This window comes from Mesorhizobium sp. L48C026A00 (assembly GCF_000502375.1).
GTDB lineage: Bacteria > Pseudomonadota > Alphaproteobacteria > Rhizobiales > Rhizobiaceae > Mesorhizobium > Mesorhizobium muleiense.
In genome coordinates, this window is record NZ_AYWU01000017.1 from 62522 (window position 1) to 85337 (window position 22816).

Annotated in this window: 18 protein-coding genes; 8 read left to right on the forward strand and 10 right to left on the reverse strand. The window is 62.3% G+C overall.

Going from position 1 to position 22816, the window contains the following annotated elements; all coding sequences use genetic code 11:
- The first annotated feature begins 53 nt into the window (after window positions 1–53).
- A complete protein-coding gene (locus X738_RS66520) occupies window positions 54–1547 on the forward strand; it encodes a hypothetical protein (protein ID WP_023801081.1) in 1494 nt (497 codons plus the stop codon).
- Window positions 1548–1571: 24 nt separating this feature from the next.
- Here X738_RS66520 and X738_RS66525 read toward each other — a convergent pair whose 3' ends face one another.
- Window positions 1572–1871, reverse strand: a complete 300-nt coding sequence (locus X738_RS66525) for a DUF3572 domain-containing protein (protein WP_023801082.1) — start codon at window positions 1869–1871, stop codon at window positions 1572–1574.
- A 249-nt stretch (window positions 1872–2120) separates the two neighbouring features.
- Between X738_RS66525 and X738_RS66530 the strand changes: the two genes are divergently transcribed.
- Both X738_RS66530 and X738_RS66535 read left to right on the forward strand, forming a co-directional pair.
- A complete protein-coding gene (locus tag X738_RS66530) occupies window positions 2121–2477 on the forward strand; it encodes a response regulator (protein ID WP_287247952.1) in 357 nt (118 codons plus the stop codon).
- Window positions 2478–2510: 33 nt separating this feature from the next.
- Complete coding sequence (locus X738_RS66535; RefSeq protein WP_023801084.1) at window positions 2511–3884, forward strand: PleD family two-component system response regulator; 1374 nt, start codon at window positions 2511–2513, stop codon at window positions 3882–3884.
- A 385-nt stretch (window positions 3885–4269) separates the two neighbouring features.
- Here X738_RS66535 and rpmG read toward each other — a convergent pair whose 3' ends face one another.
- From rpmG to topA, 7 genes are all read right to left on the reverse strand, one after another.
- A complete protein-coding gene (gene rpmG / locus X738_RS66540) occupies window positions 4270–4437 on the reverse strand; it encodes a 50S ribosomal protein L33 (RefSeq protein WP_006201775.1) in 168 nt (55 codons plus the stop codon).
- A 243-nt stretch (window positions 4438–4680) separates the two neighbouring features.
- On the reverse strand, window positions 4681–5136 hold the full coding sequence (locus tag X738_RS66545) for a hypothetical protein (protein ID WP_023801085.1): 456 nt from the start codon (window positions 5134–5136) through the stop codon (window positions 4681–4683).
- Window positions 5137–5241: 105 nt separating this feature from the next.
- Entirely contained in the window at window positions 5242–6417 is a 1176-nt protein-coding gene (locus X738_RS66550) for an MFS transporter (RefSeq protein WP_023801086.1), read from the reverse strand.
- A 21-nt stretch (window positions 6418–6438) separates the two neighbouring features.
- Window positions 6439–7173, reverse strand: a complete 735-nt coding sequence (locus tag X738_RS66555) for an NUDIX hydrolase (protein WP_023801087.1) — start codon at window positions 7171–7173, stop codon at window positions 6439–6441.
- Between the two features lie 73 nt (window positions 7174–7246).
- Window positions 7247–7699, reverse strand: a complete 453-nt coding sequence (locus X738_RS66560) for a DUF983 domain-containing protein (protein WP_023801088.1) — start codon at window positions 7697–7699, stop codon at window positions 7247–7249.
- Window positions 7699–10005, reverse strand: a complete 2307-nt coding sequence (gene rnr / locus X738_RS66565; protein ID WP_023801089.1) for a ribonuclease R — start codon at window positions 10003–10005, stop codon at window positions 7699–7701. Before rnr ends, X738_RS66560 begins: the two co-directional genes overlap by 1 nt.
- Window positions 10006–10011: 6 nt before the next feature.
- Entirely contained in the window at window positions 10012–12651 is a 2640-nt protein-coding gene (topA, locus tag X738_RS66570) for a type I DNA topoisomerase (protein ID WP_023801090.1), read from the reverse strand.
- A gap of 429 nt (window positions 12652–13080) precedes the next feature.
- On the opposite strand from topA, the gene X738_RS66575 reads away from it, so the two are divergent.
- A complete protein-coding gene (locus tag X738_RS66575) occupies window positions 13081–13827 on the forward strand; it encodes a cytochrome c biogenesis CcdA family protein (RefSeq protein ID WP_023801091.1) in 747 nt (248 codons plus the stop codon).
- Between the two features lie 68 nt (window positions 13828–13895).
- Here X738_RS66575 and X738_RS81040 read toward each other — a convergent pair whose 3' ends face one another.
- Entirely contained in the window at window positions 13896–15578 is a 1683-nt protein-coding gene (locus tag X738_RS81040; protein ID WP_023801092.1) for a caspase family protein, read from the reverse strand.
- Between the two features lie 383 nt (window positions 15579–15961).
- On the opposite strand from X738_RS81040, the gene glmU reads away from it, so the two are divergent.
- From glmU to X738_RS66590, 3 genes are all read left to right on the forward strand, one after another.
- Entirely contained in the window at window positions 15962–17323 is a 1362-nt protein-coding gene (glmU, locus tag X738_RS66580; RefSeq protein ID WP_023801093.1) for a bifunctional UDP-N-acetylglucosamine diphosphorylase/glucosamine-1-phosphate N-acetyltransferase GlmU, read from the forward strand.
- A 158-nt stretch (window positions 17324–17481) separates the two neighbouring features.
- On the forward strand, window positions 17482–19305 hold the full coding sequence (gene glmS, locus X738_RS66585; RefSeq protein ID WP_023801094.1) for a glutamine--fructose-6-phosphate transaminase (isomerizing): 1824 nt from the start codon (window positions 17482–17484) through the stop codon (window positions 19303–19305).
- Window positions 19306–19384: 79 nt separating this feature from the next.
- Window positions 19385–20143 (forward strand): DUF502 domain-containing protein, encoded by a 759-nt coding sequence (locus X738_RS66590; protein WP_031255660.1) that lies wholly within the window; start codon window positions 19385–19387, stop codon window positions 20141–20143.
- On the opposite strand, the gene recG is transcribed toward X738_RS66590, so the two are convergent.
- Window positions 20095–22182 carry an ATP-dependent DNA helicase RecG gene (recG, locus tag X738_RS66595; RefSeq protein ID WP_245277747.1) on the reverse strand — a complete coding sequence of 696 codons (2088 nt, stop codon included), beginning with the start codon at window positions 22180–22182 and terminating at the stop codon, window positions 20095–20097. The genes X738_RS66590 and recG overlap by 49 nt on opposite strands.
- Before the next feature lie 334 nt (window positions 22183–22516).
- On the opposite strand from recG, the gene X738_RS66600 reads away from it, so the two are divergent.
- Window positions 22517–22804, forward strand: a complete 288-nt coding sequence (locus X738_RS66600; RefSeq protein WP_023801098.1) for an FAD assembly factor SdhE — start codon at window positions 22517–22519, stop codon at window positions 22802–22804.
- The last annotated feature ends 12 nt before the right edge of the window (window positions 22805–22816 follow it).

The window sequence follows — 22816 nt, forward strand, 5'->3', positions numbered from 1 at the left end:
GATTACGGTTGCGGCTGGAGTTTTTACCACAGAAACAGCAACGGAGATTCTGCGTGAATCGTGTTCTGCCGGCCGTCTTTGTCCTCGCGCTCAGCGCGCCTGCCTTCGGCCAGACCGTCGACGGCGAGGGTGCCAAGCAGCTCTCCGAAGATCTGTCCCGCTATTTCGGCAGCAAGGCGATCGACAGCGGCTTCCTGAAGGTTTCGGTGGAAGGCGACGCCTATAAACTCGCCGTCGACTTCAAACCTGTCGTCGACCTGCTGGCGGCGCAGAATTCCTTCAAGTTCGACTTCAGCCCCTACGCATTGCTCGTCAAGCCAGGCAGCAACGGGACATGGAGCGTCTCGGCGGACGTGTCGCAAAGCGGGTCCTTCGAGTTCAAGGGGCCAGAGGGCCCGCAAAGCATGCAGTTCTCGATTACAGACGGCAAGTTTTCCGGCGTCTACGATCCCGAACTGGCGGCTTTCACCAGCGCCACACAGTCGATAGCCGGGATGACGATGAATTCCCGGGACGCCGTGCAGCGCGCCAAGGTGAGCACCGGCGCCGGTACGGCCACCATGAACGCAAGCAAAGCTGCGAATGGCGGCGTGGATTTTACCGCGACGCAGTCGCTCGCCGATTTCGCCGAAGCGCTCGACTTTGACGATCCCAAGAGCGGGCTGAAATTCCCGCTCACGATCAAATCGCCAAAGCTGTCGGTGAACGCGACCGGCAAAGGCGTGCGGACCAAGCCGCTTCTCGATCTGCTGGCATTTGCCGTCGCCAATGAAGACGAGGCCAGACTGAAGGCCAACCAGGCGCAGCTCAAATCGCTGCTGCTCGCCGCGCTGCCGCTGTGGGAGCGGCTCGACGGAACCTACGGGTTCAAGGATCTCACCGTCGAAAGCCCGGTCGGGCTTTTCGGGGCGACTGAGCTGGACACAGGCTTCGGGACCGACGGCATCGCCCAGAACGGAGCAATCAACTACTCGATCAGGGCCGCGGGACTGAAGATCCCTGACAATCTCGCGCCCGCCTGGAGCACGGCGCTGCTGCCCACCGATGTCAATCTGAGTTTCGGCGGCGCCAATATCGATCTCGACAGCATGGCGAAGACGGCGATCGAAGCCTTTGATCTGAACAAGAATCCACCGCTGCCGGCCGACTTCGGCGATACCTTGACCGCTGATTTCATGGCCAGGATGCCGAAATTTGTCATCGGCCACAGCACGGTGAAAAACGGCGATATGGAAATCGCGATGGAAGGCGAGATGACCTTCGCCGGCATGAAGCCGGAGGCCAATGTGACCATCGATGTCGCAGGCTATGACAAGATCGTGGAAAGCCTGCGGGCGGCAGCGAAGTCGGAGCCGGAAGCCGCGCAATATGTGCCGGTGGCGCTTGCGATCAAGGGATTCGGCAAGACGCTGCCGGACGGCCGCATCGAATGGGTCGTCAACGGCAAGCCGGACGGTTCGGTCACCGTCAATGGTGTCATGGTGAAACCGGCCGATCCGGTTGCGGATGCTGACGGCGACGACGGCGAAGAAGAAACGACGCCGTAGGCGTTTTCGCGATCCGGTCGTCGCTTATATCGAATGCTCATGATCGTCGTCGCCAAGCGGCAGCGCCCGCAGCGCCCTGCCGACGGAAGCCGGCGGCGTGCCGGTTTCCGCCGCGAACCGCATGAGCGTCGGCTCGTGGGCGAGGATGAACTGCAGCACGCCGGCCAGGAATCCCGGCTCGCCGGCGGCCTGGCGGATCGAATGCGCCTCGATGCCGGTGATCGCCAGGAAGCGGGGCAGAAGTTCCGGATCGGCGGCGACGAAGCCCAATGCCTTCACGGCAATGGTTTCCGCTTCCTCGCGCATTGACCCCGGGGTTGCCATCACTACCTTCTTGTGGGTTGAATGAGTCTGTTTTTGGCAGTAATCGCAAGCGTCGCCTGCGGCAAGCCATCTGTCTCTGCAATGCGGAGTTCGCGGTGAAATCCGAAGCTTTTCCGGCAGCCGGTTTCCGTTTCGTCAATTATCTCGCGGTAGAGTTGAGCAGGGTTTGGTGCGTACCGGCGAGGGCGCATGGCGGCATCCTTCGAGCGGAAGGCAGGCCGGGACGGGAATTTGATGCCTAAGAAGGTCATGATCGTCGAGGACAACGAGCTCAACATGAAGCTCTTTCGCGACCTCATTGAAGCGAGCGGTTACGAGACGGTACGCACGCGCAACGGTCTGGAAGCGCTGGATCTGGCGCGACTGCACAAGCCGGACCTCATTTTGATGGACATCCAGCTGCCCGAAGTGTCGGGGCTGGAAGTGACCAAATGGCTGAAGGAGGACGACGACCTCCATGTTATCCCGGTCATTGCCGTCACCGCATTTGCGATGAAAGGCGATGAGGAGCGTATCCGCCAGGGTGGCTGCGAAGCCTATATTTCCAAGCCGATCTCGGTGCCGCGTTTCATCGAAACCATCAAATCCTACCTGGGCGACGCCTGATGCGCCCTTCCAGCCGAGCCGGAGCTTTATGAGATGACTGCACGGATCCTCGTCGTCGACGACATCCCTGCCAATGTCAGGCTGCTCGAGGTCCGGCTGCTTGCCGAATATTTCGAGGTGCTGACCGCCACCAACGGGCCGGACGCGATCGAGACCTGTGAAAACGGCAAGGTCGATGTCGTATTGCTCGACGTGATGATGCCTGACATGGACGGGTTCGAAGTCTGCCGCCGGCTGAAGAGCGATCCGGCGACGTCGCACATCCCGGTTGTCATGATCACCGCGCTCGACCAGGTTTCGGACCGGGTGCGCGGCCTCGAGGCCGGTGCGGACGATTTTCTGACCAAGCCGGTCAACGATCTGCAATTGATGACCCGCGTCAAAAGCCTGGTCCGGCTGAAGACTTTGACCGATGAGCTGCGCCTGCGCGCCTCGACCACGCGCAATATCGGCATTGAGGAGCTGTTGAGCCGCAACTTCGCGTCCGCGGACACCACGCCGAAGGTTCTGCTGATCGACGAGCGCAAATCCTCCATTGAGCGCGTCCAGAAGATGCTGCGCAGCAGCGCCGACCTCGACATCGCCACCGATCCGCATGCGGGCTTCTTCCAGGCCGCCGAGACGCCCTATGAATGCGTGATGATCTCGACGGGTTTTGCCGATTTCGATCCGCTCAGGCTCTGCTCGCAACTGCGTTCGCTCGATCGCACCCGTTTCGTGCCGATCATCCTTCTGGCGGAGCAGGGTGAGGAGGGACGCATCGTCCGCGGCCTCGAGCTTGGCATCAACGATTATCTGATGCGTCCGATCGACCAGCATGAATTGACCGCGCGGCTGCGCACGCAGGTGCGCCGCAAGCGCTACAACGACCAGTTGCGCGCCAGCGTCACCCAGACCATCGAGATGGCGGTGACCGACCCGCTGACGGGATTGCACAATCGCCGTTACCTCGACAGCCATCTGCAGACCCTGTTCGACCGCGCCGTGGCGCGGCGGCGGCCGCTGTCGGTGATGATCACCGATCTCGACCGCTTCAAGACCGTCAACGACACGCATGGCCATGACGGCGGCGACGAGGTGCTGCGCGAATTCGCGCGGCGGCTGCGCAAGAATGTGCGCGGCATCGATCTCGCCTGCCGCTTCGGTGGCGAGGAGTTCGTCGTGGTGATGCCGGACACGGACGGCGCCGTCGCCGAAAAGGTGGCGGAGCGGATTCGCGCCGAAATCGCCCAGATGCCGTTTGCCGTCGGTCAGGACGGCAAGACGATCGAGGTTACCGTCAGCGTCGGCGTGTCGTCGGTGCTGAAGGGTGTCGACTCGGTTGCCGGGCTGATGAAGCGAGCCGACCTCGCGCTCTACGAAGCCAAGAGCGCCGGCCGCAACCGGGTCGTCGCCAAGGCGGCGTAAAAGTCCGATTATCCTGTCAATGTGACAGGGTTACGAATTTACCTTAACGCAAGCGATTCGCCGGGCTTGGTTAAGAAATTGTTGATTTTCGCAGGCTGTTGCGCAAATGTGCAGGCCGATGACGGGACCGGCGCGAGGGTAGATCGCCGGATCGATCCGAAGAATACCCCATGATTCAGGTCCGCCGCATCTCCTGGGTCCGTGGGGTCGGCCGGCCGGCGCTGGCACATAGTGGCCTCCTCGTACCGCTGCCAAACGCCGGCCGGCCCCCATTCTCAAAATGACATCAAGTCTCTGCGCCAACCATTGGAAATTCTGGACTTTCGAGCTTTGAAAACAAAAAAGCCGCCCACGGGGCGGCGTTTTTGTCTAGGCAGGAAGCAGATTACTTGATCTTGGTTTCCTTGAACTCGACGTGCTTCTTGGCGACCGGATCGTATTTGCGGAACGACAGCTTGTCGGTCTTGGTGCGGCTGTTCTTGCTGGTGACGTAGAAGAAACCGGTGTCGGCGGTCGACAGAAGCTTGATCTTGATGTTTGCGGCTTTGGCCATTGTATCAGTCCATTATGTTCGTGGAGTCTTGGCCGCTGGAGCACGGGAAAACACCCGGACGCGGGAAACTTGGCGCGACACATAAACAACGCGCCCGGAAAGTCAACCCTGTGAGGCGACCTCTTCCTTCTCCCCTTGTGGGAGAAGGTGGATCTGCGCGTAGCGCCGAGACCGAAGAGAGGTGTTGGACGGAGTGCTGTCGGTGCCAAGCCGGAGCACCCCTCATCCGGCCGCGTTCCGATTCTACGCATCTTCTTTAACTGGAGCGGTCTTCTTCCAGTCTCCCGTGGTGTTCCACCAGCGGTTCGGGTTGGAGCGGTCGTCCAATCCCTTGGAGCGGCTGGCGAGGATCGGCTGGATGCGGATCACCGGCTCCTGATAGGTGTGGACCTGGAAGATCGCCTCGACGATGCGGGCGGCCAACGCCTGGTCGTCGGGCAGTTCGAACGACACTTCCACCGTGCCATGCCGTCGGCGCAATTCGGTCTCGGCGCCGGCAGCAGCACCTTCGAGCGCCCGGTAGCGCTCGATGCCGTGCGCCGACTGGTAGGCATTGCTGTCGTATTTGCCCATGGTGAGCGGGGCGATCGCGACCACCGCTTCCATGATACGGTCGACATCGGAAGCCGGCGCCTGGAAGGTCACAAGCAGCAGCAATTCCATCCGCAGCGATTTCGTTTCAAACCCGGAGTCGATCATGGCGGCATCCTCAAATTCGTGGCGTGTTGCTGACAATCTACCCAGGTCCTGCTGACACGGTTATGTCAGCAGCCTTGCGCCACCTGAGGCATCGATCGGGTCTTTCTACAGGATTTTTCGGATAAGCCTGGCGCCGACCAGCGCGATATAGAAGGCGAAGAACAAGCCGAGCGCCCAGCCGAAACCGGAAGGGCCGAAAAGGTCCATGCCGATGCCGATCGCCTGCGGGCCGAGCACCATGCCGACACCGTAGCAGAGCACGAAGGCAGCGTTGGCCGAGGCCAGGTCGTGGCCGGAAAGCTGCGAGCCGAGATGGGCCAGGCCGATCGTGTACATGGCGGCGACGACGCCGCCCCAGACGAACAGAAGCGCCGCCATCAGATGCCAGTTCTGCGCGAAGTGCGGCATGAAGATGGTGCCGGCAAGCCCGATGGTTGCACAGGCCAGAAGCAGATAACGGCGGTCGCTGACACGGTCGCTGATCATGCCGAGCGGGATCTGCAACAGCACGTTGCCGAGGCCGATCATGGTGAGCAGGAGGGCGGCATCGGCCTCTGAGTAGCCGATGCGGTTGCCATAGACGGGAAACAGCGCAAAGCCACCGGTCTCGACCGCGCCGAACACCAGCACCGCAGCGGTCGCCGTCGGCACCAGCCAGATGTAGCGCAGGAAGTTGCTGGTTTCGCCGTTGGAGACGATCGTCGGGCTCTCGTTGCGTGCCGCCAGAACTGGAATGGCGGCCAGCGTCACCAGCGCCATGATGACGCCGAAGGGCAGGAAGCCGGCGCTGCCGAGTTGGGCGAACAGCCACGGCCCGGCGGCAAAGCCGAGCGACAGCACGGTGGCGTAGATGCCGAGGACGAGACCGCGCCGGTGCGGCGGCGCCGATGTGCTGATCCAGAATTCCGACAGGATGAAAAGCACCGTCAGCGCGATGTGCAGCAGGACGCGCAACGGAAACCACATCCAGAAGTCCGGTGCGAAATGGAAGCCGACAAAGGCCAGCACTCCGGTGGCGATCATGGCGAGCATCGTCCTGGCGACGCCGAACCGCATCGCCAGCGGGGTGGCGAGCGGTGCGCCGGCGATCGAGGCGAGGCCGGCGACAGCGGTGTTGAAGCCGATCATCGACGCCGAATGACCACGCGTTTCGAGAATGACGCTGAGCAGCGGCATGCCGAGGCCGATGGCGATGCCGACGACGCTGATCGACGAGATCGCCGCGATCATTGGCAGCCAATGGACGCGTTCTTCGACCTCTTGCTGGGTATCGACTGTCATGGGATGTGAATGCTCTATGTTCTACAGAATTTCGCGAACGAAGCGATTGCCGACAAGCCGGTAGAACGGCACGGAACCACCGGGGCGCAGCAGCGGATCGTCGACGAGTCGCTTTTCCAGCTCCCCCAGGATAGCCCTGGTGATGTCGGGCACATCAGCTTCTCTGGCCTTGGCGAGCGGCAGCCAGACCAGTTCCTCCAGCTCGTTGGTCGGACCGCCGTCCGGCAGCTCCACGGCGACGTCTTCGCGCCAGGCGCTGAAGAAGCGCGTGTCGAAGCGCCGCACCCGGTTCGGCGGGGTGATGGCGCGCGCAATGAAGCGCAGCGCTTCCAGCGACGGCCTTACGCCGTGCTCGGCAAAACCCTGCCAATCGCGCCTGGTCGTGGCGAAGGCGCCCTTCTGGCCGATCAGCAGGCCGGCTTCTTCATAGGTCTCGCGAATCGCCGACAGGGCGATGGCGCGGGCACGGGCCGGGCTGGTGCGGCCGACGCCGGCGGTCAGCCTCGCCTGTTCCTCAGGGTGCAGCGCTGTAGCAACGGGAATTCGGCTGTCGGCCGGATCGGTGCGGCCACCGGGAAAGACGAATTTCCCCGGCATGAAGGCGTGACGGGCGTGGCGCCTGCCCATCAGCACCAGGAACTCGGCGCCCTTGCGGTCGAGCAGGATCAGCGTCGCGGCGTCGCGCGGGCGTATAGGCCTGGCGTCGAGCGCGATCGGCTCAACCTTGTCGACTTCCGCCTTGGTCATAACGTCCATGCGCACGACCTAGCGGAATCTTCTTCGATGCGAAAGTGGCGTCCAGCCATGCCGATTTGCGCCAGCCTCGGTTTCAAGCCTCGGGATGCGACTCGATCTGATCTTCTTCCCCGCCGAAGCCGTGCATATAGAACGCCCATTGCAGGCCGATGACGGCGCCCTTGACCGGCTGCAGCAAGACGATCGCCATGAGGATGGTCAGCGGCACCCAGATGGCGACGTGCTGCCATGTGGACAGAGTGGAGGCCGCTTCGACACCCATGAAGGCGCCGAGCACGATGTGGCCGACGATGGCCACCACCAGGTAGGCCGGCAGGTCGTCGGCGCGGTGGTGATGAAGCGCCTCGCCGCAATGATCGCATTTGTCGACGGTCTTGACGAAGGCGCGAAACAGCTTTCCCTCGCCGCAATGCGGGCAACGGCCAAGCGCGCCACGCTTCATCGCCGTCCACAGCGGGCGGGCGATCCGGCCCGAGTGCTGTTGGCCGCCGAAAACCTGTTCGTTCTTTTTCAGATCGCTTGGCATTACCGTCTCCTGCCGCGCGAGCCTGGACGCGATTGCGACGCACGGGCGCGGCCCTTGGCCTTGTGAAACGACCGTTTGGAGCCGGGCAGCGGCTTTGGGTCGGTCAGCATCTCGAAACGCATCGCGCCGGCCATAGGCGCCACCTCGATCAGGCGAACCTCGACGCGGTCGGCAAGCTGATAGCCCTTGCCGGTGCGTTCTCCGAAAAGCGATCGGGCAGTTTCGTCGTATATATAGTAATCGCCGCCCAGACTTGACACCGGAATGAAACCATCTGCGCCATACTGCGGCAATTGGACAAATAGTCCCGATTTGGTGACGCCCGAAATGCGTGCATCGAAGCGATCGTCGACACGCTCTGCCAGATAGGCGGCGATCAGCCGGTCGACCGTGTCGCGCTCGGCGGCCATGGCGCGGCGCTCGGTGGCTGAGATCAGCGCAGAAACTTCTTCCAGCCGCTCCGCTTCATCCTGCGTCAGTCCGCCTTCACCGAAGCCGAGCGCGGCAATCAGCCCGCGATGCACGATCAGGTCGGCATATCTGCGGATCGGCGAGGTGAAGTGCGCATAGCGTTTCAGGTTGAGGCCGAAATGACCGATATTGCTTGGCGAATATTCGGCCTGCATCTGCGTGCGCAGCACCACCTCGTTGACCAGCCCCTCATGGTCGGCGCCGCGGACGCGATCCAGGATGCCGTTGAACTGGTTTGGCCGCATCTGGGCGCCGCGCGCCAGCGAAAGGCCAAGCGTCTGCAGGAATTCACGCAGCGATTCCTGCTTGGCCAGCGAAGGTGCGTCATGGATGCGGTAGACCAGCGCCTGTCGTTTCGCCTCCAGCGTCTCGGCCGCCGCGACATTGGCCTGGATCATGAATTCTTCGATCAGCTTGTGCGCGTCGAGCCGCTCCGGCACGACGACGCGGTCGACGGTGCCGTCCTCCTTGAGCAGGATTTTCCGCTCCGGCAGTTCGAGCTCAAGCGGCTGGCGCGTCTCACGACCGCGCTTCACCACGGCATAGGCGTCCCACAGCGGCTTCATCACCGTGTCGAGAATCGGGCCGGTCTTGTCGTCCGGCGCGCCGTCGATCGCGGCCTGCGCCTGGCGATAGGCGAGTTTTGCCGCCGATTTCATCATAATGCGGTGGAACGAATGCCTGAGCTTGCGGCCATCGGCCGAGAAGGTCATGCGGACCGCCAGCGCCGGGCGGTCCTGGCCTTCGCGCAGCGAACAAAGGTCGTTGGAGATGCGCTCCGGCAGCATCGGCACGACGCGATCCGGGAAATAGACCGAGTTGCCACGCTTCAGCGCCTCGCGGTCGAGCGCGGTGCCATAGCGCACGTAAGCGGCGACATCGGCAATCGCCACGGTAACGACCACGCCGCCGGGGTTCTTCTCGTCTGGATCTGCTGTCGCGAACACGGCGTCGTCATGGTCCTTGGCGTCGGCCGGATCGATGGTGATCAGCGGCAGGTCGCGCCAGTCTTCGCGGCCGGCCACCGTCGCCGGTTTGACCGCCTCCGCCTCGGCGATGACGTCTGCCGGGAAAATATGCGGAATGTCGTGCGCGTGGATGGCGATCATCGAGACCGCCTTTTCGCTGGTCAGCGAACCCAGCACCGCCAGCACCTTGGCCCTGGGCAGCCCGTAGCGGGAGGCCCGCGCCGGCTCGACCTCGACCAGATCGCCGTTCTTGGCGCCGTTCTGGAATTCCTTGTCGACGACCAGCTCCGGCTGGCGCCTTTCGACAGGCTCTATGCGGAAGGTACCGTCCTGCAGCACGCGAAAAACGCCGAGAACAGCATCGGTGCGCTTCTCGAAGATCTTCATCACCCGCCCGGTATAGGCAGGGCCGGTCGCATCATCGGTTGGAAAGGTCTTGGCCAGCACGCGGTCGCCAATGCCCGGTGTCGGGCCGCCGCCGCCGCGCGACACGCGTATCGCTATGACAGGAGGCTCGCCGTTGCCCACCGCTTCGGTTGGGTGCGCCAAAAGCACGCCGTCGGCATCGCGGCCAAAGATGTCGAGCACGGCGACATGGGCGAGGGAGCCGACGCGGGCGAGCCGCTTGCGCTCCTTGGTCAGCAGGCCTTCATCCTGCAAGTCGCGCAAAACGTCCTTCAGCCAGATACGGTCCTCGCCGCGCAGTGCGAACGCCTTGGCGATGTCGCGTTTGCCTGAGCGATCCGGATTTTCGGCGATATAGCGTAGGATTTCGTCGCGGGACGGCCGGTAATCATCCTTGACCTTGGCCCGGGTGTCGGCGGTGCGCAGATCGCCATGACTTCTTCCGGATACCCTGCGCGCCACGATGCACTATCCCTTTTTGTTGGCCACTTTCTTGGCCGCCATTTTTTGGGCCGCCGGTTTTTTGGCCGCAGGCTTTTTGGCAGGTGCGGCCGCTTTGCGGAAGGGCTTTCTGCCGCCATTGCCGCCCTTGGCTTCCTTTTCGGCAATCAGCGCCACCGCGTCTTCGATCGTCACCGACTGCGGGTCCTTGCCCTTCGGCAGCGTCGCATTGACCTTGCCGAAATTAACATAAGGCCCGTATTTGCCGTCACGCACGACGATCTTGCCGCCGCCCGCCGGATGCTCGCCAAGTTCCTTCAAGGCGGCGGGCGTGCCGCCATTGCGACCGCCGGGGCCTTTCAACTGCTTCTCGGCGATCACCGACACGGCGCGGTTGAGACCGATCGAGAACACGTCCTCGATGTTGTCGAGATTGGCGTAGGTGCCGTCATGCAGCACGAACGGACCGTAGCGCCCCAGCCCGGCCGAGATCATCTTGCCGGATTCCGGATGCTTGCCGACGTCGCGCGGCAGCGACAGCAGGGCGAGGGCTTTTTCGTGGTCGATCGAATCGACGGTCCAGCCCTTGGGCAGGCTGGAGCGCTTGGCTTCCTTGCCGTCGCCGCGCTGGACATAGGGCCCGAAACGACCACTGCGCAGCGTGATTTCCTCCGCTGTGTAGGGGTCCTTGCCCAGCACCTTGGTGCCATCCTCGCCATTGCCGTTTTCGGCATTGGGGTTGGCGGCGTCGCCGAGCTGGCGGGTGAAGGAGCATTCGGGATAGTTCGAGCAGCCGACAAAGGCGCCGAATTTGCCGAGCTTCAGCGACAGGTTGCCGGTGCCGCATTTCGGGCAGATCCGCGGATTTGAACCGTCTTCCCGTGCGGGAAACACCAGAGGCGCCAGTTCCTCGTTGAGGGCGTCGAGCACGTCGGTGACGCGCAATTCCTTGATGTCGGCGACGGCGCCTGAAAAATCCTTCCAGAAATCGCGCAGCACATCCTTCCAGGCGAGCTTGCCGTCGGAAATCTCGTCGAGTTTTTCCTCGAGCGAGGCGGTGAAGTCATATTCGACATAGCGCTCGAAGAAGCTCTCGAGGAAGGCCGACAACAGTCGGCCCTTGGCCTGCGGCAACAGCTTGCGCTTGTCCATGCTGACGTAGTCGCGGTCCTCCAGCGTCTTCAGGATCGCCGTGTAGGTCGACGGCCGGCCGATGCCGAGCTCTTCCAGCTTCTTGATCAGCGAGGCTTCCGAATAGCGCGGCGGCGGTTCGGTGGTGTGCTGGGTGGCGCTGATGGCCTCGCGGTCGAGCTGTTCGCCGGCACGGATCTCGGGCAGACGGCGGTCTTCCTCGTCTTCCGCATCCTCGTCCTTCTGGTCGGTATATGCGGCAATGAAGCCATCGAAGCGAACGACCGAACCGACGGCGCGAAGCTCCGCGCTGCGGGCGCCGTTGACCGCCTCGATTTCGACCGTGGTGCGCTCGATCTCGGCTGGCTGCATCTGGCTGGCGATGGCGCGTTTCCAGACAATCTCGTAAAGCCGCGCCTGGTCGGCATCGAGATATTGCCTGACCGAAGCCGGCGTGCGCATGAAGTCGGTCGGGCGGATGGCTTCGTGCGCTTCCTGGGCGTTCTTGGCCTTGGTGGTGTAGTTGCGCGGCTTTTCGGGCAGGTATTTTGGGCCGAACTCTTTTGCGATCGCATCGCGCGCGGCTGATATCGCCTCGGGCGCCATCTGCACGCCGTCGGTTCGCATATAGGTGATCAGGCCGGTGGTCTCGCCGCCGATGTCCATGCCTTCATAGAGCCGCTGCGCCACCTGCATGGTGCGGCTTGCCGAAAAACCGAGGCGCGAGGAGGCGGCCTGCTGCAGCGTCGAGGTGGTGAAGGGCGGGCCTGGATTGCGCCTGGTCGGCTTGGCTTCGACCGACAGCGCCTTGAAGGTCGCGCCATCCAGCATCGCCTTGATGTCGTCGGCCTGCGCCTTGTTCGAAATGTCGAGCTTTTGCAGTTTCTTGCGATCGAAGGCGGTCAGCCGCGCCTCGAAATTATCCTTGCGCGGCGTGCCGAGAATGGCGGCGATCTGCCAGTATTCCTCGCGGATGAAGCGCTCGATTTCCAATTCGCGGTCGCAGACGAGGCGCAGTGCCACCGACTGGACGCGGCCGGCGGAGCGGGCGCCCGGCAGCTTGCGCCACAGCACGGGCGACAGCGTGAAGCCGACGAGATAGTCGAGCGCGCGGCGGGCGAGATAGGCGTCGACCAGCGGCGCATCGATCTGGCGCGGATTGGCCATCGCTTCCAGCACCGACGATTTGGTGATGGCGTTGAAGACGACGCGGCTGACCGGCTTGTCCTTCAGCGCGCGCTTCTGCTTCAGCACTTCCAGAACATGCCAGGAAATGGCTTCGCCCTCGCGATCCGGGTCGGTGGCGAGGATCAGGCCGTCGGCGTCCTTGACCGCCTTGGCGATGTCGGCAAGACGTTTGCTCGAGGCGGTGTCGACAGCCCAGGACATGGCAAAATCCTCGTCCGGACGCACCGAGCCATCCTTGGCCGGCAGATCGCGGACGTGGCCGAACGAGGCCAGGACCTTGTAGTTCTTTCCGAGGTACTTGTTGATTGTCTTCGCTTTGGCCGGCGATTCGACGACGACGACGTCCATGAGGTCTCATATCAGCTGTGGTGCGGCAGAAGAATTCCGCTGCGCGCGACGAAATCTCGTATAATTGTCGCTCACATGGCCGTGCTTTTGCATCCGGTCAAGGGGAAGCGCCCAAAATGCAGTCCTGCTTTGAGCGCGCAACCTAGGGATGCGTCATGTGATATCCGCTATCCTGGATAGGGAGAGCGGCTGCCCTGATCGTTGGACAAACCGGCAATGAATCCGGGAGAACGGGACAAATACTTCCGCCGATATAAGAGAAACATCGATCACGCGCCAGCCCTGGTTTGAAGAGACGGGCGGCATGATGCGACGTTGACGGGCGAGACAGGCGTGGCAAGCGGCCGTCTGCGACTTGCCACGCGATGGTGATTGGCGGATCGGCGCGGTCGCGGCTATATGGCAGCGCAAACCATCAGGAGTTCGGGAATGGCGTTGGATATCGGCTATGTCAGCGCGGTCGGGGCGGGGGCGATCTCGTTCCTGTCGCCTTGCGTGCTGCCGCTGGTGCCGCCCTATCTCTGCTATATGGCCGGCGTGTCGGTCGATGATTTCCGCGGCAATGCCGGCGTCACCGCCAAGGCCGACGCACGCGGCGCGCTGCTTTTTGCCTCGATCGCCTTTGTTCTCGGCTTCTCGACCGTCTTCGTGGCGCTGGGCGCCGGCGCCTCGACCATTGGCCGGCTGCTGCGCGTCTGGCAGGAGCCGCTGGGGATGGCGGCTGGCGTGCTGATCATCCTGATGGGTCTGAACTTTCTCGGCATATTGCGCATCCCGATGCTGTCGCGCGAGGCGCGCTTCCAGTCGCAGGGCAAGCCGGCCAGTATCGTTGCCGCCTATGTCATGGGACTGGCCTTCGCCTTCGGCTGGACACCCTGCATCGGACCGGTGCTGGGGCCGATCCTGACGCTGGCCGGCGGCCGCGAGACGGTCGGCGAGGGCGCGGCTCTGCTTGCCGCCTATTCGCTTGGCCTCGGCATACCGTTCCTGGTCGCGGCGCTGTTTTCCGGCGCCTTCATGCGCTTTCTCGCAAAATTCCGCGTCCATCTCGGCCGCGTCGAAAAGGCAATGGGCGCGCTGCTGGTCGTCGCGGGCGTGCTTTTTCTGACCGGCGGCGTGCAGGCTGCATCCTACTGGCTGCTGGAGAATTTCCCGGTGCTGGGGCAGTTGGGGTAGGTCTGTACCCGCAAACCCATGCTGGCCCACAGAATTTGACCTATACTCAATCTGCGACAAAGATACTGCTACTGAATTGGTGCCATTTTGTCTATTTCAACAACGCCTGCACACTCTCCGCCTACATGGTAGAATTTCCCTTTACCTCTGTTACCGTTTATCTTTCCGTTTAAAATATTGCTTTCTTTTTTCCCCTCGTGAACAAAGCGATGTATTATTCTTAAGGTGCCATCGCTCGCGATTTTTCCTTCCCACTTTGGGGCAGAAATCTTACCGCTTTTGATCGAAACATTTGCTGTAATCTCCCGCCACCCGCACAACGAATTGGTGGCACGTCTCGTCAAAGCCCATCTTCCGTCGAAAGCACTTAAACCGGCAGACCCTGCACCCGTGCAACGACCCTCTCGTGCCTCCATTCCGTCAGCACAAAGAAGGGGGCAGACCCTAGCCCGAATTGCTTTCAGCCCTTTTAGAAGGTCGCCCGTCGGCTCGACCGACGCGAGCTTAATCCCTTGCCGCTTCGCATAGTCGTTCAAAGCTTTCTGGCTGGCGGAACCCCATTTTCCGTCGACCTGGCCAGTAAGGCATCCGATTCGGGCCAACTCCCTCTGGGTGGAAAGAGCAAGTTCGCCGGAGCCATCAGAATCTACTGAAGACCTCTCCGGTTGGACTTCCGGATTGGGATGTTCAAGCCTGGCGACGGTCTTGACGTCGTCTGAAGCCTTTGCGACAGGCCTCCCTTGCACGCGATCTTGTTCTGCCTTTTGTCGTTCAGTCGCCTGCCGTTGCAAATCGACCCGACTGTTTATTGCGTCGATCTTTAACTTGGCTAGGGCTACAAACGCGCCATTCGGATATTGCTGTAGGTACGCTTGAAAGAAACTCTTGTCCGCCGAGTCCTTGATCGTTTCCCAATAAGCGATCTCAACCGCATTGTCAGGCCCGACTGGTACCGGCGTGCGGGCGGATTCCGCCTTCGGCTCCTGAATCGGGAGAGGATTCAACACCACATCGCCCGTGAGCGAGGAATTGTCCCATGGAACTTGCTTTCCATACGTCGCTTCGAGCACATCTCGTCGCACATGAACGAGGTCGCGGGTGATATCCTGCCCCGGCGTGCCGAGGTGCCTGAGCAATGCAGTTGTGAAGGGGGAGTTTCTACCTGACCCGTCGAATGCCACGTTGCCCGGCTGCGTTGCGAATGCGATGAGAGAACCGACACCGCTGCCAAGCTTGGCTAGACCCCGACCCACAGAACCGGATCGTGTTCCCATCGACCGGGCAAGATTCTCGGCGAGCGGGTTGTCCCGGCAGGCATCGAGGAAGACAAGATTGACCTTAGAAGCGCGCTCCATCGCCGCAAGAACAAGGTCCATCGGCAGTGTCTCGAAATCGAGGTCGTCATAGGACGACAGGTGAGCATCCACAGGCGCCATATAATTGTTGCCGTTAACCTGCAGGCCATGCCCGGAATAATAGAACAGCGCAATGTCCGCCCTATCGAGCTTCTTGATAAAGTTCCGTATCGTGACACGCATCCTGGCCAAATCGAGATCCAGACCGGTCACTACCTCGAAGCCCAAATCTTTCAATTTGGCGGTCATGTCGCTGGCATCGTTCGTGGGGTTAGGAAGTCCGTGTACGTTTTGGTACGCCGAATTACCCATCACCAGCGCAACGCGCCTATCTGCGAGCGCATCCGCCGAAACAGCTGTAAACAATAAGATGAGGATAAAACGAACGCTGCGCATGGCAGGAACAACTCCCCCCGAGCGAACGTATCAGATGCTAATATAACGGAAAAGACCTATCACTGGCAGGAAATGGCCAGATCATTGCCCATGCTTCCACGTAAGGAGCGTAAGTCGTGCAGGGTGGCTGTTTGAATTCATTCCATCTCCGATGCCAATTTCCGCGCAAACGCCAAGGCTTGGCGGCTGCAGCCGCTGCAAAAGCTGAAACCGGAGATGTAGGGTAACCACCTGATCGCCCGCCTAGACCTACTGATCAAAAGTCAGTTGCTCGACCACCTCACCGGAATTTAACCGCATTGGTGCAGCATGGCGCCAAATGCTAGTGAAATTCTGGGCTAGACATGCCTTGATTCCCAACCCTCTTCATACGGTCGGATTCCATGAGCCAGAGAACCTGCCTGTCCGTCATTCTCGCCGCCGGCGAAGGCACGCGCATGAAAAGCGCCGTGCCAAAAGTGCTGCACCCGATCGCTGGCCTGCCGATGGTCGCCCATGTCGTCAAGGCTGCGGAAGCCGCAGGCAGCGGCGATCTGGCGCTGGTGATCGGCCATGGCGCCGACGAGATGCGCAAGGCCACGCAAAAGTTCGCGCCGAAGGCGGAGACCTTCGTCCAGGACAAGCGGCTCGGCACGGCGCATGCCGCGCTGGCGGCTCGCGATGCGATCTCAAAGGGTTACGACGACATCCTCGTAATGTTCGGCGATACGCCGCTGATCGATCCGGAGGTGCTGACGGCTGCGCGCCTGAAGCTGACTGATGGCGCTGCCGTCGTTGTGGTCGGCTTCCGCAGCTCAAATCCGTCCGGCTATGGCCGGCTGATCGAAAAGGGCGGCAAGCTCATCGCCATCCGCGAGGAAAAGGACTGCACCGACGAGGAGAAGAAAATCACCTTCTGCAATGGCGGGCTGATGGCGGTTGCAGGCAAGCACGCGCTGCAGCTGCTCGACCAGGTCGGCAACGACAACGCCAAGGGCGAATATTACCTCACCGACATCGTCGAGATCGCAAGCGGGCAAGGCCTTAATGTCATCGCCGCAGAAGCCGGCTTTGAGAATGTGCTCGGCATCAACAACCGTGCCGAACTCGCTGCGGCGGAAGGCATCTGGCAGGCGCGCCGGCGGCGCGAAGCCATGCTCTCCGGGGTTTCCCTCATCGCGCCCGAAACCGTATTCTTTTCATACGATACCGAGATCGGCGCCGATACGATCGTTGAGCCCAATGTCTGGTTCGGACCGGGCGTGACAATCGCCACCGGCGCCAGGATCCATGCCTTCAGCCATATTGAGGGCGCCACGATCGCTTCGAATTGCGATGTCGGCCCGTTTGCACGGCTGCGGCCGGGCGCCGATCTCCGGCAAAAAGCCAAGGTCGGCAATTTCTGCGAGGTCAAGCAGGCGACGGTCGAGGAGGGCGCCAAGGTCAATCACCTGACCTATATCGGCGATGCTCGCGTCGGCGCCGGCGCCAACATCGGCGCTGGAACCATCACCTGCAATTATGACGGCTACTCGAAGTTCTTCACCGATATCGGCGAGGGCGCTTTCGTCGGCTCGAATTCGTCGCTGGTGGCGCCTGTCACAATCGGCAAGGGCGGCTACATCGCTTCGGGCAGCGTGATCACCGAAAGCGTGCCCGACGATGCGCTCGCCTTCGGCCGCGCCCGCCAGAGGACGCTGCCCGGCAAGGGCAAGGAATTGCGCGAGCGTTTTGCTTCGGCTGCGGCTGCCCGGAAAAAAGGCTAGCCTGGCTGCGGTAATCGGATTGCCAGCGCACTCGGTCATGGTGCATCTGTGCAGAACCGTTCCGGCTGATACGGAACAAAACGCAATGTGATTTTCGCGGCAGCCCGGCCAACCCTAAATAGCGCCGGGTTTTCATGCCGGAATCGGGGGCAACGTCTATGTGCGGTATCGTCGGAATCGTCAGTCACTCGCCGGTCGCGCCACTGATCGTCGATGCGCTGAAAAGGCTCGAGTATCGCGGTTATGATTCGGCCGGCGTCGCCACCGTCGAGCACGGCCAGCTGGCGCGTCGCCGCGCCGAGGGCAAGCTGATCAATCTCGAACGCCGGCTGAAGGACGAACCGCTCGACGGCATGATAGGCATCGGCCATACGCGCTGGGCGACGCATGGCGTGCCCAACGAGACCAATGCGCATCCGCATTTTTCCGACGGCGTCGCCATCGTCCACAACGGCATCATCGAGAATTTCGCCGAATTGCGCGACGAACTGATGCGCGACGGCTACACATTTTCATCGCAGACCGATACCGAGGTCGTCGCACACCTGGTGGGGCGCGAACTGGCCAGGGGCCTGCAGCCGGTCGAGGCCGCGCACCAGGCGCTGAAGCGGCTGGAAGGCGCCTTTGCGCTGGCCATCATGTTCACGGGAGACGAGGATCTCATCGTTGGCGCGCGCAACGGCCCGCCGCTGGCCGTAGGCCATGGCGATGGCGAGATGTTTTTGGGCTCCGACGCCATCGCGCTTGCCCCCTTCACCAATTCGATCACCTATCTGGAGGATGGCGACTGGGCGGTGGTGCGCCGCAACGACGTCGCCATCTTCGACATGGACGGCAACAAGGTCGACCGCAAGCGCCAGCAGTCGCTCAGCACCAGCTTCATGGTCGACAAGGGCAACCGGCGCCATTTCATGGAGAAGGAAATCCATGAACAGCCCGAGGTGATCTCGCACACGCTGGCGCATTATGTGGATTTCGTTGGCGGCGTCTCGAAGCCGCTCGACTTGCCGTTCGATTTCGCCAAAATCGACCGGCTGGCGATTTCGGCCTGCGGCACTGCCTATCTGGCCGGCCTGATCAGCAAATACTGGTTCGAGCGCTATGCGCGGCTGCCGGTCGACATCGATGTCGCTTCGGAATTCCGTTACCGTGAAATGCCGCTGTCGAAGACAGACGCCGCCTTCTTCATCTCGCAATCGGGCGAGACCGCCGACACGCTAGCCTCGCTGCGCTATTGCCGCAAAGCGGGCATGAAGATCGGCGCGGTCGTCAATGTCCGCGAATCGACGATGGCGCGTGAATCCGACGTTATCCTGCCGACGCTGGCCGGGCCGGAGATCGGCGTCGCCTCGACCAAGGCCTTCACCTGTCAACTGTCGGTGCTGGCCTCGCTTGCCGTGCGGGCCGGCGTGGCGCGCGGTACGATTTCGCAGGAACAGGAAACGACGCTGGTCCGCCAACTGTCGGAAGCGCCGCGCTATGCCAACCAGGTCCTGAAACTCGACGGCCAGATCGAAAAGGTCGCGCGCCACCTCTCGCACTACAAGAACGTGCTCTATCTTGGCCGCGATACCAATTTCCCGCTGGCCATGGAAGGCGCGCTGAAGCTCAAGGAAATCTCCTATATCCATGCCGAGGGCTATGCTGCCGGCGAGCTGAAGCACGGGCCGATCGCGCTGATCGACGAGAACATGCCGGTGATCGTCATTGCCCCGCATGACCGGATTTTTGAAAAAACCGTGTCGAACATGCAGGAAGTGGCGGCGCGGGGCGGCAAGATCATCCTGATCACCGACAGCAAGGGTGCCGCGCACGCCACGGTGAAGACGATGGAGACGATCGTGCTGCCGGACGTGCCGGAAATCATCTCGCCGATCATCTACGCGCTGCCGATCCAGATGCTGGCCTATTTCACCGCGGTGTTCATGGGCACCGACGTCGACCAGCCGCGCAACCTGGCGAAATCGGTGACGGTGGAATAGGCGTGGTTTAAAAAATTCGCAGTTCCAAAGCCGGATGCGGTTCATTAATGTCGCGCCGCAATCAGCGCTGCGGTGAACCATGTCCGATGCTTCCAAGACCTCAGGCATGACCCGGCTGCGGAATTACTTTCTGACAGGCTTTGTCGTCTGCGCGCCGCTGGCGATCACCGCCTACATCGCCTGGTCGTTCATCGGCTGGGTCGATTCCTGGGTGAAACCCTATATTCCGGCGCGTTACAACCCCGATAGCTATCTGCCGGCGCCGGTTCCGGGATTCGGGCTCATTGTCGCCTTGATCCTGATCACCCTGATCGGTTTCCTGACCGCCAATATCGTCGGCCGGGCTATCGTCCTGTTCGGCGAGCGGCTGCTCGGCCGCATGCCGCTGGTGCGCGGCATCTATGGGTCGCTGAAGCAGATCTTCGAGACCGTGCTGTCGAACAAGGGCGACATGTTCCGCCAGGTCGGGCTGGTCGAATACCCGCGCAAGGGCGTCTGGTCGCTGGTCTTCGTTGCCAGCGAGAAGGAAACCGAGATCAACCAGAAGCTCGACCAGGAGGGTGATCCGCTGATCGCGGTGTTCATGCCGTGCACGCCCAACCCGACCACCGGCTTCCTGATGTATGTGCCGAAATCCGATATCGTGCTGCTCGACATGACGATCGAGGACGGCGCCAAGCTGATCGTTTCGGCAGGGCTGGTGGCGCCGGCGGTCAAGACGAACATGGTGACGTTGAACGGCAAGCCGATCGGCGGCCAGATCGGCAATCCGCCGGTGGATGCCGAGCCTCAGCCGGCGCGCAAGAGCCGCACCGCCTCGTCGCGTCCGAACAAATAGAGCAGCATGCGAAGGGCGGCGCCGCGTTCGGATTGCAGTTCCGGATCGCGCGACAGGATCAGCCGCGCGTCGTCGCGAGCGGCTTCGAGCAGGTCGGCATGCGCCTCGATGCGCGCCACCTGGAAGCCAGGGGTGCCGGACTGGCGGGTGCCGAGCAACTCGCCTTCGCCGCGCAGCTTCAGATCCTCCTCGGCGATGCGAAACCCATCCTCGGTTTCGCGCATCACCGACAGCCGGCGCGTTGCCGTCTCGCCGAGCGGATCCTTGTAGAGCAGCACGCAGGACGACGGTTTTTCGCCGCGACCGACCCGGCCGCGCAACTGGTGCAACTGAGCGAGGCCGAAGCGCTCGGCATGCTCGATGACCATGATCGTCGCATCCGGCACATCGACGCCGACCTCGATGACCGTGGTGGCGATCAGGATGCGTGTCTCGCCGGCCTTGAAGGCGCGCATCGCCTCGTCTTTTTCGGCGCCCTTCATGCGGCCGTGCACCAGGCCGATCCGGTCGCCGAACAGCGGCTTCAAGGAGGCAAAACGGTCCTCCGCCGACATCAGCTTGATCTCTTCGGATTCCTCGACCAGCGGACAGATCCAATAGATCTTCTGGCCGTCGGCGACTGCGTCGCGCATGCGGCCGACAAGTTCGTCGAGCCGCTCGAGCGGCAGGGTGACGGTGCGGATCGGCTGGCGCCCGGCCGGTTTTTCCGTCAGCTTCGACACATCCATGTCGCCGAAAGCAGTCAGCACCAGCGTGCGCGGGATCGGCGTCGCCGTCATCACCAGCATGTCGGGCGCGTCGCCCTTGGCGGTGATGGCCAGCCGCTGGTGGACGCCAAACCGGTGCTGTTCGTCGATGACGGCGAGGACGAGGTCGTGGAACGTCACCGTTTGCTGGAACAGCGCATGGGTGCCGACGACGATGTCGATCTCGCCACTGGCCAGGCCGGTCAGCGTCTCGGCGCGCTCGCGGCCCTTTTCGCGGCCGGTGAGGATGGCGATGCGCAGGCCGGCTTGTTCCGCCAACGGCGCAATCGTCGCAAGATGCTGACGCGCCAAAATTTCGGTCGGCGCCATCAATGCCGCCTGGCCGCCGGCCTCGACAGCGCGCGCCATGGCGAGCAGCGCGACAACCGTCTTGCCTGACCCGACATCACCCTGCAGAAGGCGCAGCATGCGTTCGGGGTCACCGAGATCGGCATTGATTTCGGCAAGCGCCATTTCCTGCGAATTGGTCAGCGAATAGGGAAGGGCGGCGCGCAGCTTTTCGACGAAGCGGCCGTCGCCGACCAGCGGCCGGCCGGACAGGCGGCGGATTTTTGCGCGCACCAGCGCCAGCGACACCTGGCCTGCCAGAAACTCGTCATAGGCGAGACGCCGCCAGGCCGCGCCGTCGACGGACACGTCGATCGGGTCGGCGGGATTGTGGATGCGGGAGAGAGCATCACCGAAGGCGGGAAAGCTGCGGCGGCGCAGAAACTCACTCTCCTGCCATTCCGGCAGCACCGGCAAGCGAGCGAGCGCCTGGCCGATTGCCCGGCGCAGCACTTTTCCCGAGAGGCCGGCGGTGAGCGGATAGACCGGCTCGACCAGCGGCAGGTTTTCCACTTCGCTGGCCAGCGCGATGTGGTCGGGATGAACCATGGTCGGGCGGCCGTTGAACCATTCCATGCGGCCGGAGACCACGACATGCTCGCCCTCCGGCATCGCCTTTTCGAGATAGGCGGCATGCGCATGGAAGAACGTCAGCGCGATCTCGCCGGTGTCGTCATGGGCGTAAACCCGGTACGGCACCGATCGGTTGCCGCGCGGCGGCGGCTGGTGGTGATCGATGCGCACTTCGAGGGTGACGATCGCGCCTTCGACCGAACCGGCGATGCCCGGCCGGTTGCGGCGGTCGATCACCGAATGCGGCAGCACGAACAGAAGATCGCCGGCACGTGCGGGGCGGCGGTCGCCGAGATCGGCCGGCACGATTTTCTCGATCAGGGCGCCGACCTTCGGCCCGACGCCGGCAAGCGAGGTGATCGGGACAAACATCGGATCGAGGAGGGAAGGTCTCACGGGTGAGAGACCACGCGATGTCGGCGCTCACCCCCCTCTGGCCTGCCGGCCATCTCCCCCTCAAGGGGGGAGATCGGCAGCTTTGCCGACAGCGTGCCTTCTACAGCATTGGAGATTTGCGAAAGCAGAAACAACATCCAATCTCCCCCCTTGAGGGGGAGATGTCCGGCAGGACAGAGGGGGGTCTTAGCGCCGACGGTGTCAGGAGTGTATGTCACACCGGGATGTTAGACACCCGCCGGACCGTTGCAAGGCTGACACCGCGCTCTATCCACGCTATATGCGCCGCTTCAGGCAAGGATGCTGGACAATGACCGGAACAAGACGATCAAGCGAGGGGCTCGACGCCCGCCGCCGCAAGCTTCTGTTTCGATCCTGGCATCGCGGCATGCGCGAAATGGACCTTATTCTCGGCAGTTTCGCAGACGCCGAGATCGGCGGCTTGACCGGCGACGAACTCGACCAATATGAGAGGCTCCTCGAAATTGCCGACACCGAATTCCTGCCCGTGATCACCGGCGAGCGGCCGATTCCGGCTGACATCGACTGTGCCGTCCTGCAAAAAATCCTGGCGTCGCGCCAGGCGATGACATTCTGAAATACGTGATTC